This is a genomic window from Nostoc sp. NMS4, assembly GCF_017115095.1.
Classification (GTDB): Bacteria; Cyanobacteriota; Cyanobacteriia; order Cyanobacteriales; family Nostocaceae; genus Nostoc.
In genome coordinates this window covers 1-10790 of sequence record NZ_JABXKI010000162.1, presented here as the reverse complement: position 1 = coordinate 10790, position 10790 = coordinate 1, and the positions used below count along the sequence as shown (strand labels likewise).

Genomic DNA, 10790 nt, shown 5'->3' with positions numbered 1-10790 from the left:
GTTTACTACTTTACCTGCTTTGGCACCATCTAAATCAACTATATGCAATCTGGTAGCACCTTGATCTACCCACTGTTTGGCAACATCAGCAGGATTTTCGCTAAAAACTTGCGAGCGATCGTAGTCTCCCTGATACAGTCGCACACAATGACCTTCTAGTAAATCAATCGCTGGAATTACATCCATTTAACTCTTCCTCTTTGCAATCAAAACGCTATCTATAGCTAAATTTACTATTTTTGATTTTTCATTTTTAATTGCCTTACAGCTTGCCCAAAACCCAGCACAAGCAAGATATTAGAAAGCGTCAAAAATAGTTCTGCACCACCATGCAACCAATCTACATTGGCCAAAGACTCGCCATAATGCAATACAGCATAAATCCCCGCCGGGATGGTGATCGCAACAAAGACGAGCGTGCCGTAAAATCCATACAGCGCTAAACGTGGCATTTGCGGACTGCGGCTGATAAACCACAAGAAACCCAAATAGGGAAACAGTGAAAGTGCAAACAGGGTTTCTTTAGAAATCATTACTCTGATTTGATAGGTTTTGGTTCAACAGTGTTGACAGATTTGGTAGAACGCCAAATCAAAAACGCGGCTGCCCAAAGCGTAAAATTACCAACTAAAGTCATGGTAGCTTGAAGCGTTACCATCCATTCCAAAGATTCGGCGTTGTCGAAATAATGCCAGGTACAGGCACACATAGCGCTGACTAAAGCTGGTAACATGGCAAGGGATAATCCCCACCAGTTGCGGTTATTAGTGAGTTCGCCGTAAGTCCAGATTAACCAAATGGCGACAATCCACTCAATAACGCTAGAAATATGAATAATCCAGGTGGGAATTGAAAGGGTGTGCATACAGTTAGGAGTTAGGAGTGGGAAGTAGTACTGTTAAGGTAATATATAGCTTGAATTTTATATTTGTTTAACTAAAACAGCAGAAATCTCACACTGAAATTGTACCCAATTCAGTGTCGTGATGAATGCGCGTGAGTAAGGAATTGACCAACAACCGAAATTGAACACAGTTTAATCAGGATCGTTGGTCGTTGGCGGAGCCTCTCGTTCGCGGAGCGTTCCGTAGGAAAGAGATGACGAACGAACTCTTTCTGAACTGAGAGAATCAATCCAGTCTTCTACCAAGGATGTAATAGTTTTGTCTTTAGTAGCGGCATAAGTTGGCAACACTCGCATTCTTCTTTCGCTGATTCTTAGGCTTAGTCTTTTATTTTTCATTGTGTGGTTATTGGCTATCCTTGCGTAAAGCGGAACGTAAATTAAAGTCGGCACAGCGTAGAGTTTCTAGAAGAAAGAAAGGTTCTAGTCGTCGTAAAAAAGTTCTTTTAGAATTTTAAAAATTCCGAGTTCAAAGGCTCAACTTCCGATTTCAAGGGGGGTTATAACTATCTTCTCTACTATTCAAAGTAGAACTTGGGAATGAGTTTACCATCTGTATGGGGGACAGAAAATCATTTAACAATAACTCTCAGAGCGGCGTTTTAATGCGGTCGGGAAATTCATTTGAGCGATCGCGCTTTGTAACCAACGCCCACGCAGTACTACAAAAATCCCCACATATAGCACAAGTGACCGAAGCGATCGCACTTGTTAGCGCTTTCATAGAATCGCAACCGATAATTACATGGTAGAATTCGAGTTAAATCATCAAACTATTCAGTGTGATAGCAACGGCTACTAAAAGGTGATATCTTTGTCAACCAAGTAGGTAATGAGAGTTAGGAAAAGGAAGAACTATTATGACATTCCAAAGAATCCAGAAAAGTGCTTCAAAAAAGACCGAAACCCAGACAAGATCAAAGTTTATATCAAGACCCTTTGCGCCGCCAATTACTCAACACCCAACACCAACACCAACTAAGAATCAGCAAGCAGAACAAAGCCAGGGAATACTTCAAAGAAAGACGAGCTTGTTACCAGTCAGTTTGTTCCCACCACTAAAACAGGTAATACAGGCAAAGCTGACAACTGGGCAACCAGGAGATGAGTTTAAACAGGACAAGAGTGAGCTTGTCCAACGCAAAGAAGCCAATGGAGTACAGCAGTCAGAAAATAAAACTGGATTACCAGACAGCCTAAAAACAGCGGCTGAAAATGTAACCGGGGTGGCGATGGATGATGTGAAGATTCACTTGAATTCTGACAAACCCGCCCAGGCAAATGCGTTCGCGTATACACAAGCAGCCACACAAGTATACGTAGCACCAAGGCAGGAAGAACACCTATATCATGAGTTAGGGCATATCCCGCAGCAAAAGAAGGGAATAGTCGAGCCAACAATAGAAACAGCACAGGGCTTGAAGATAAATGACGATCCCAGACTTGAGAGAGAAGCAGATGTGACGGGTTCAAGAATTCGACAAGCCTATGAACAGGGTGTAGGGGATAGGGTGTAGAGAAAATATAAAGCCACCCACAAGGGGTGGGGTTTCAACCTACCAGTGAATGCAAGGATTTTTTCGCCCACAAGGGGCGAGGATTTAAACCTCACTTCAGGGCTAATTTTTAACCTGCAACCCTATACCCCACATCCCACACCCGCCCGGAAGGGGCTGCATAAAAAGAGGAACAAGGGCTTTACTACGTAAATCTTCATAACCCTTGGGGGGAATACAGTCGAGAATACGATGGAAATAAGCTGAAGGAAAATATACAAGGCGACGGTGAATTTTGTAAAGCGCTTTGGCTTTATATTAATGGACTGACACCTAAACGTTAATCCAAAATCCAAAATGGTCAAGATAAGGGCGTTATTGTCTGGGTATTACGGTAAAGGTAATGGTGGTGACGAAGCTTTGTTAGCAACGCTTTTGCAAATGTTACCATCTCACGTAACGCCTGTGGTGCTTTCTGGGAATCCAGAGGAAACGCGCGATCGCTATAATGTAGAAACTTGCGATCGCATGGCTGTTTTACCTGTACTACAAGCTTTACGCTCTTGTGATGTCTTGATTTGGGGCGGCGGGAGTCTGATTCAAGATGTTACTAGTACTATCAGCCCATTTTATTATGGGGGACTGATGGCATTAGCGCAGAAAATGGGTTTGAAAACCATTGCTTGGGCGCAGGGTATCGGCCCTTTGGTGCGTCCCCAAACTCGTTGGTTAGCACGGCAAACCTTTGGTAATTGTACCAAAATCAGTGTCCGCGATCGCGCCAGTGCAGCTTTATTATCTGATTGGCAAATTCCTTGTATTATAGCTCCTGACCCGGTTTGGGCGTTGGAATCTAAACCAGTACCAGGACTTTGGGATTTACCTGCGCCGAGAGTTGCGGTAACGTTGCGATCGCATCCTCAACTTACAGAAACACGTCTGGCAAATTTAACTCGTGCTTTGGTTGACTTTCAAAAAGCTACGCAAGCATTTATTTTATTACTGCCATTTCAAAAAAGTGAAGATTTAAGTATTGCCGAAGCCATTCAACCACATCTTAAAGATGTCAGCAAGATTTTGTGTCTGGAAGATCCGCAACTTTTAAAAGGTGTGTTTCGCGGCGTTGAAATGGCAATTGGAATGCGTTTGCACAGTTTAATTATGGCTGCTGCTGAAGGTTGTCGCTGTTTTGCTCTCAGTTATGACCCCAAAGTAAATCGCCTCATGGAAGATTTGGAAATGCCTGGATGGGATTTAGCAAGTTTACCCGATGACCCCAATTTGATTGGTCTGACTTGGATGGAGCATTACGCCAATGGCGAGCCTTTATCATCAGAGAAAATCCAATCTTTGGTGGATGGCGCTTTAATGCACTGTGAGTTTTTGAGTGAAGCTTTGAGTTAGGTTTTTGTCTCGATATAAACAGGGAATGATATGACACAGATATCTCAGCCACGACGCACCCGCATTCTACCAGCATCAACCTTAGCACCTGAAGAAGTACGCCACCGTCAGGAAAAACGTGATGCTCTTGCTATGCGGTGTCGTGCTGTTTTCGAGCGCTTACGTCCAACTTTGATCGAAATGCATTACAACTGGCATATTGCCATCGACCCTGAAACAGAACAGTATCTCATTGAGCCAACACTTTTAGGGATAATGCAAAAAATTCATGATACTTATGGCAATACTAACGAAGTAAAACTTACTATATTCCGACTAAACGATACAGGAACCTGCGGCAGGTTATGATTTCAGGTTCGTTTGGCGATAATGGCGAACTATTATTTGAAATTCAGCTTGTTGCTGCTAATAATGATAAATTTTCTGTTGAAGCTTTACTCGATACTGGGTTTACAGATGGGTGGTTAGCTATCAATACTCAAGACTTGGAAGTATTGGAATGGTCATTGATGACCGCACAGATTGAAATGCGGACAGCACGAGGGGAAGCACGATTCGATATCTATGAAGGCAAACTTATTATTGATGGAACTGAAGTTATAATTCCCGTCCATGTTGGAGATGATATTCCTGATACCATAATAGGTTCGTTGTGGCTGGACATTATGCAGTTGGTCGTTAATAAACCAAAAGGAATATTAACCCTTGAAATGGTAGATAGCAATTAATTTACTTACACAAATTCCGTCAAAACTTAGGAAAAAATTTTCCATTATCCAAACCCCAGCATAAATTCAGAATCTGATTTCAACATGGCTACTGACTCGTTTTACCGCTAACAATCCCTGACCACTGTACTTTTTTTTCTTTCTCCCGACGATAAGAAAAGAAATGCTCTGGAGTTTGGAAAGTACAATAAGGTGCGATCGCAATTTGTTCTGTACTAATTCCCATATTTTCCAGTTGTAAGGTATTCACTCGCCGCACATCTAGCCGTACCTTTCCTGGATTAGGATCTTCTAGTAAAGGTGAATTTGGTAGTTCGTACAATGCCTTGACAATTTTTTCTTCCTCATTATGTGATATAATACTAGCCCCGATTTCGGCAGCCACCTCGATGGAGACTTGGTAAACCTCACCAGCGATCGCAGGTCCCATCGCAATCCTCAAATCATCGAGTTTACTGCCTTGAGATTGTAATCGAGCGATCGCTAAGGGTACAATCTTCTTCGCAGTCCCCCGCCAACCCGCGTGTAATGCTGCCACCCGTCCAGTTTGCACATCCCCAATCAACACGGGTGTACAATCTGCACTAGCGACCCAAACCGCTTGTAGAGGCTGCTCGCTCATTAAACCATCCGCCAATGCTAAATCTTCCTCAGCAGTACTTAAGAGGCTGTCAACTTCTTGAGGGGTGAGAACAGTATTGCCATGAACCTGCTTTAAGCGGTAAACTGATGCCTCTGGTTGCAATACTTCTGTGATAACTTGTGGCGATCGCGGCCAAAACTGCTGGGTAAAAAAGCCGTGATGCCAATGTTCCAAAATACTACAAGTTAGATAAGGCAGTCCTTCCCAATTGTGCCAGTGCCAAGTGTGCATCTTCAACCAAACCTAAACAAAAATCACTCATCAGCCAATCAATGCTAACTTGAACAATGGAATTTGGGTTAACTGCTGTGGGATTTAATCTGCAAAACTTGGAAGCAGCCTTGCAAGCAGGGCGCAAACATACATATTTACCATTTTCGCTTCACTTTTTTGAAAGCCTCTCCTCAACCAACCAAACCCTCTGGAACTTACTCAACCAAGGCGCTATTTCAGGAACAGTAGTAATCGCAGCTGTGCAATCTGCTGGGCGGGGACAATGGGGCCGCCAATGGATTTCTCCGGCTGGGGGATTATATCTTTCCGTGGCAACTTCTTTCGACCATAAACCCTTCGACCATAAAATAGAGGCTAATGAAAGCTACCAACTAACTTTCGCTACTGCTTGGGGAATTGCGTCGCAATTGCGCCAATGCGGTATAGATGTTCGGATAAAATGGCCTAACGATTTAGTTTTAAATGGTCGCAAACTAGGCGGCATTTTGACAGAAACCAAAGTAAACAAAGGACAAATCACCCAAGCAGTAATTGGTGTTGGTATTAACTGGACGAACCCAGTACCAGAAACTGGAATCAATCTGGAATCGTGGCAAGCTTCCCAAGATATCAGACCAATTTCGTGTCTGGAAATGCTCACCTCTAAAGTCTTGCTGGGAATAGAATCCGGTATGGAGTGCCTTTTTCAAGAAGGAGTAAATATACTCTTGTCTCGTTATCTAGAGTTGCTTACAAACATAGGCGAGCGAGTCTACGTCAATAATCTTTCAGGTACTGTAGTTGGGGTAACTCCTCAAGGAAATTTACGAGTTGATTTAGAAACGTACAATATAAAGGAACTAATTACACCGGAAATTTATATTGAACCCGGTACAATCAGTTTGGGGTACCATAAATCTTCCGTTTAAATTTGAGGTTTGTTCAAAATTTCGCTCTTTGGGCAAGACAAACCACTAGCATCATCTCTTTAGGCTAATTACACACAACTGAGAGAACAAATGACGCAGCGCAAAAATTCTGCCCCTTATCGTTTGCATTACTTATGGCAGCAAGGTCTAACAAAAAAACGTTTTGCCTCAACTCTACCAGCCCAGAGCCTCTGTTGGCTAAGTAGCTTTAGCCTCCTTAGCGGTGGCTTCGTGTTTGCCCAAACGGAAACACCACAAATAGATAACATCGTTCCCACTGTTGAAAGTTCTCAACCAACAGCAGTTACAAATCCAGTTAAAAAACAGGCTGTTGCACCGGAAACTGCCCAAGCACAACCGGAATTTTCCCAACGGCGAGCCAGACTTAGACAGAGACTAGGCAAGCCAGAGGTTGCTCAATCAAAAGAGCCAGTTAAGCAGTCTACACCCAAAATCGAAACTGCTGAACCTGTTGTGATTATCAGACAGTCAAAGCCCAAAGTAGAAGCCTCCCAGGTTACTCCTGTAAGGGTGAGACAGCAACAACCCAATACCCCTACCCGCTCTGCACCTGAAAAACTTCCAGTAGTTGCTCAACCATCAAATAACTCCAACAGCCCTGTTAGTGCAACGGCGGAGAAAACCAAGGATTATAATAACGCCTATATCGATCCTAATAGTTATGACAGTGGTGCAACAGGTACTTATCAAGCACCAAATTCTGTAATTCTTACAGAACGCTCCAGTGGTTGTCGATCGGTTTTACCATCAGGGCAAAGTGTATTAGGCGGCGTTTGCGCCAAAGTACCACAAAGAAGTGTAGCTGATTCTAATGGTAAATCAGCACCTAATTGGCTGAGAAGAAGTCAAAACGCCCAATTGCCAGTAGTTCCACCCGTGCGGCAGATTGCAACTACTGGTAACACCAGCAGATGGCGGGCTGCTGAAAGTGGTTCTAATAGTGTCACCAAGAGCGCATTTCGCCCGAATCGGTTTATCCCCAGTCCCGGCGAGTTCAGCCCCACAACAGTGAGTGCAACTCCCATCGCGCCGAGCGGTGGGACTTTACCGCCACCAATGGCAGATGGCAACATTGCACCCCGCCCCGGTAACGTAGCTTACGACTTTTCACTGGCATCAGTATTGCCGCAAATCCCTTACATGGGGAGAGTCGCCTATAGTGGTACGGGAATGATGTATCCATTATCTATTCCCGCTCCCATTACTTCTTTATTTGGTTGGCGAGTTCATCCAATTACAGGTAATCAACGCTTCCATGCTGGTACAGACTTGGGTGCGCCTACAGGAACACCCGTTTTGGCTGCTGCTGCTGGTCAAGTAGAAACTGCTAACTGGATGGGTGGTTATGGTTTAACCGTTATCCTAAATCACAAATCTGCTGAACAAACTCTCTACGGTCACATGTCAGAAATCCTTGTTCAACCCGGACAATGGGTACAACCTGGAACTGTCATCGGGCGAGTTGGCAGCACCGGTGCTTCCACAGGCCCTCACCTGCACTTTGAAGTCCGCCACCTAACACAAGATGGGTGGGTTGCTACTGACCCAGGCGTGGAATTACAAAGCGCCCTTAGCCAGTTAGTGCGAGGTTTACAAACTGCTCAGGTAAGCCAGCAACCGGGCAGCTAGATTGAAAATTTGGGATTTTGGATTTTAAATTTTAAATTAATCCAAAATCCAAAATCTAAAATCTAAAATTCAGAGATACCCGTGTTCTGCTAAGAATGCGGGTGTAATGCCATCTATACTATTGTCATCAGTGGTTCTGGTGTGTGGGTTGCCAGAGTAAAGGAATTTTTCCACGTATTTGCCGAGAATATCCCCTTCTAGATTTACCCAACTCCCAGAAACTAAATAGCGAAGATTTGTCTCGCTGTATGTGAGGGGAATTACTGCCACTTTGAATTGGGAGAGTTCTGGCTCATAAGCGGCGACTGTAAGGCTGATGCCATTGACGGCAATGCTACCTTTGGGGACAATGTACCGTGCGATCGCAACGGAAGCAATAAAGGTCATTTCCCAAGAACTAGCTGTTTGTTCTGCCACTAGCAATCGACCGATGCCGTCTACATGACCCATCACAAAATGACCGCCAACTTTGCTGCCTACCCTTAACGACGCTTCTAAATTGACATATCTCTGTTGGGTTTGCTCGCCTCCCAATGTCGTGCGGCGGAGAGTTTCTGGTGAAGCAGTGGCAATAAACCCGTCTTTTAAAACTTGTTCCACTGTCAGGCAAACACCATCTACAGCAACACTGTCACCATAAGCCAAATCTTGCATAATTACTTCACCCGACTGGCTTACACAAGTAATTTGCCAAGAATCGCCCCCTAAGGGTTCCATCGTTCCTAATGCTTGGATTAATCCTGTAAACACGGCTTTTTTGTCAAACTAACTCTATTTATTGCCTAATTTTGCCTGAAATCAATTGGTAATTGTCACACAAATCTCTAACATCCAAGTATATTTTCTGACTTTTTTTGGGATAGGAATATTAACACATTAGCATCCTTCAGAGGGCATACTTGGTTAAGAAGGTTATTCTTTAAGAAGACCAATTTGATTTACTCTGGTTTTCACCACAAGTTCGGAGTTTAATAGAAGCAATTATAGAGAACGAATGCTTATGTTTATTACTGTCACCAAACCGCCTAAAAAGAGGTGCTATTTGTTACACTGCGTCAAAGGCTCTCAAAGCATTGTAGAGGCTTAGGTAATGATTGAAATGAAAGTCGCTGGCATAGCATTAGATGCCATAACCCGCAGCCCGATTGTCCTTTTGAAAGATTCTTCAGATCGGCGGGCTTTGCCAATTTACATTGGTCAGGAACAAGCTAGGGCAATTATGGGCGCACTGGATAATCAGAAGCCTCCCAGACCCTTAACTCACGACCTGATTGTGAATATTCTAGAGACTTGGAATATGACTCTAGAAAAGGTAATTATTCATTCCCTGCAAAAGGATACATTTTATGCAGCTTTAATTGTCCAGCAAGGCGAAGTCAAAAAAGAAATTGATGCGCGTCCTAGCGATGCGATCGCTATTGCCCTCCGTACAAATACCCCCATTTGGGTAATGGAAGAAGTTATTGCCGATGCTTCTATCCCCGTTGACCGTGATGCAGATGAAGCCGAACAGCAAGCCTTCCGCGAATTTATTTCCAATCTCCGTCCTGAAGATTTGATCAAGCGCTTTGGTAATGGCGACAGTTAGTAGAGTGCTAAGTGCTGAGTAATGAGTGTTGAGTAATGAGGAATAAAGAATCTAGAAAATAAAATAATTTCTTTATTCTTTCTTTTTCACTTTCCACTTTTATAGAGACAATATTAATCGTGTTTCTACTCAGCACTCAGCACTCAGAACTTAATTTATGCAATACCGACGCTTTGGAAAAACGAATCTGCGCCTCTCGGTTTTTTCCTTGGGAACAATGCGCTACTTGGCTGATTTTGAAAATGCTCACCAGACTATCGAAGAAGCCTTAGCGCTAGGAATTAATCATTTAGAAACCGCCAGAGGTTACGGCAAAAGTGAGGAATATCTTGGTAGGGTGCTAAAAGCTGGGTTGTCAGTACCCCGAACGAAGCTTTATGTCACTACCAAAATCTCACCCACAGCAGATGCTGACACCATGCGTCGGTGCATTGACGAATCTCTAGAACGATTACAACTAGATTATTTAGATTGCTTGGGTGTTCATGGTGTGAACACTTGGCAACATTTAGAGTGGGTGCAAGCCAAAAATGGCTGTATGCAAGCAGTAGAGGAAGCTGTTGCTGATGGTCGAGTGCGACACGTTGGTTTTTCCACCCACGGGCCATTAGAGGTAATTCAAGCCGCAGTTAATACAGATTTATTTGAATTTGTCAATCTGCATTATTACTATTTTTTTCAACGGCACGCACCAGCGATTCAACTAGCTGCCGAGAAGGATATGGGCATTTTTATTATTTCTCCTGCTGATAAGGGAGGACGACTCTACACGCCACCCCAAACCCTAAAAGACTTATGTTATCCGTATTTACCCTTAGATATTAGCTATCGGTTTTTACTTGCAGATCGCCGTATTACTACTTTGAGTATCGGGCCAGCAAACCCAGGGGAATTAAAGGAACCTTTGCAAGTTGCTGACGATGATTCAGAGTTAACATCAGCAGAAATTTCCACTTTCCAGCAATTAGAAAATCACCAAAAAGTTGCTTTGGAAACTGATAAGTGTAGTCAGTGTTATGCATGTTTGCCCTGTCCAGAAAATATCAATATTCCAGAGGTATTGCGGTTACGTAATCTTGCAGTGGCATACGACATGAAAGACTATGGCCAATATCGTTATGGAATGTTTGAAAATGCTGGTCACTGGTTCCCTGGAATGAAAGGCGATCGCTGTACAGAATGCGGTGACTGTTTGCCTCGATGCCCAGAAAAGTTAGATATTCCAGCTTTATTGG

At 43.5% G+C, this 10790-nt stretch carries 15 protein-coding genes; 9 read left to right on the top strand and 6 right to left on the bottom strand.

Going from position 1 to position 10790, the window contains the following annotated elements:
- From HWQ37_RS13715 to HWQ37_RS13700, 4 genes are all read right to left on the bottom strand, one after another.
- Positions 1-186, bottom strand: a 186-nt coding sequence (locus HWQ37_RS13715) for a HisA/HisF-related TIM barrel protein (protein WP_292748109.1), incomplete at its 3' end; no start/stop codon positions are given.
- Between the two features lie 47 nt (positions 187-233).
- Positions 234-533 (bottom strand): DUF3593 domain-containing protein, encoded by a 300-nt coding sequence (locus HWQ37_RS13710; RefSeq protein WP_292748107.1) that lies wholly within the window; start codon positions 531-533, stop codon positions 234-236.
- Positions 533-865, bottom strand: coding sequence for a DUF2499 domain-containing protein (locus HWQ37_RS13705; RefSeq protein WP_292748105.1), 333 nt, complete (start codon positions 863-865; stop codon positions 533-535). Before HWQ37_RS13705 ends, HWQ37_RS13710 begins: the two co-directional genes overlap by 1 nt.
- Positions 866-1036: 171 nt before the next feature.
- On the bottom strand, positions 1037-1243 hold the full coding sequence (locus HWQ37_RS13700; protein WP_292748103.1) for a hypothetical protein: 207 nt from the start codon (positions 1241-1243) through the stop codon (positions 1037-1039).
- Positions 1244-1461: 218 nt separating this feature from the next.
- On the opposite strand from HWQ37_RS13700, the gene HWQ37_RS13695 reads away from it, so the two are divergent.
- The 5 genes from HWQ37_RS13695 to HWQ37_RS13675 all read left to right on the top strand — a co-directional run bounded on the left by HWQ37_RS13695 (position 1462) and on the right by HWQ37_RS13675 (position 4532).
- Positions 1462-1656: a hypothetical protein gene (locus tag HWQ37_RS13695; RefSeq protein WP_292748101.1), complete on the top strand. Its 195-nt coding sequence runs from the start codon at positions 1462-1464 to the stop codon at positions 1654-1656.
- Positions 1657-1764: 108 nt separating this feature from the next.
- Positions 1765-2421, top strand: a complete 657-nt coding sequence (locus HWQ37_RS13690; protein ID WP_292748099.1) for an eCIS core domain-containing protein — start codon at positions 1765-1767, stop codon at positions 2419-2421.
- A 336-nt stretch (positions 2422-2757) separates the two neighbouring features.
- Positions 2758-3804: a polysaccharide pyruvyl transferase CsaB gene (csaB, locus tag HWQ37_RS13685; protein ID WP_292748098.1), complete on the top strand. Its 1047-nt coding sequence runs from the start codon at positions 2758-2760 to the stop codon at positions 3802-3804.
- A gap of 30 nt (positions 3805-3834) precedes the next feature.
- Positions 3835-4152: a hypothetical protein gene (locus tag HWQ37_RS13680; RefSeq protein WP_292748097.1), complete on the top strand. Its 318-nt coding sequence runs from the start codon at positions 3835-3837 to the stop codon at positions 4150-4152.
- Entirely contained in the window at positions 4149-4532 is a 384-nt protein-coding gene (locus tag HWQ37_RS13675) for an aspartyl protease (protein WP_292748096.1), read from the top strand. Before HWQ37_RS13680 ends, HWQ37_RS13675 begins: the two co-directional genes overlap by 4 nt.
- A gap of 88 nt (positions 4533-4620) precedes the next feature.
- Here HWQ37_RS13675 and pgeF read toward each other — a convergent pair whose 3' ends face one another.
- The gene (pgeF, locus tag HWQ37_RS13670) at positions 4621-5406 is read right to left on the bottom strand and encodes a peptidoglycan editing factor PgeF (protein WP_292748094.1); all 786 of its coding nucleotides are present in this window, start codon (positions 5404-5406) and stop codon (positions 4621-4623) included.
- Between the two features lie 56 nt (positions 5407-5462).
- Here pgeF and HWQ37_RS13665 point away from each other — a divergent pair, with 56 nt between their 5' ends.
- On the top strand, positions 5463-6317 hold the full coding sequence (locus HWQ37_RS13665) for a biotin--[acetyl-CoA-carboxylase] ligase (RefSeq protein ID WP_292748093.1): 855 nt from the start codon (positions 5463-5465) through the stop codon (positions 6315-6317).
- Between the two features lie 90 nt (positions 6318-6407).
- Positions 6408-7967, top strand: a complete 1560-nt coding sequence (locus HWQ37_RS13660) for a peptidoglycan DD-metalloendopeptidase family protein (protein ID WP_292748091.1) — start codon at positions 6408-6410, stop codon at positions 7965-7967.
- A 69-nt stretch (positions 7968-8036) separates the two neighbouring features.
- On the opposite strand, the gene HWQ37_RS13655 is transcribed toward HWQ37_RS13660, so the two are convergent.
- On the bottom strand, positions 8037-8717 hold the full coding sequence (locus HWQ37_RS13655; RefSeq protein ID WP_292748089.1) for a riboflavin synthase: 681 nt from the start codon (positions 8715-8717) through the stop codon (positions 8037-8039).
- 340 nt (positions 8718-9057) lie between these two features.
- Between HWQ37_RS13655 and HWQ37_RS13650 the strand changes: the two genes are divergently transcribed.
- Together HWQ37_RS13650 and HWQ37_RS13645 are read left to right on the top strand one after the other, a co-directional pair.
- Entirely contained in the window at positions 9058-9555 is a 498-nt protein-coding gene (locus HWQ37_RS13650; RefSeq protein WP_292748087.1) for a bifunctional nuclease family protein, read from the top strand.
- A gap of 157 nt (positions 9556-9712) precedes the next feature.
- Positions 9713-10790, top strand: a 1078-nt coding sequence (locus tag HWQ37_RS13645) for an aldo/keto reductase (protein ID WP_292748085.1), incomplete at its 3' end; no start/stop codon positions are given.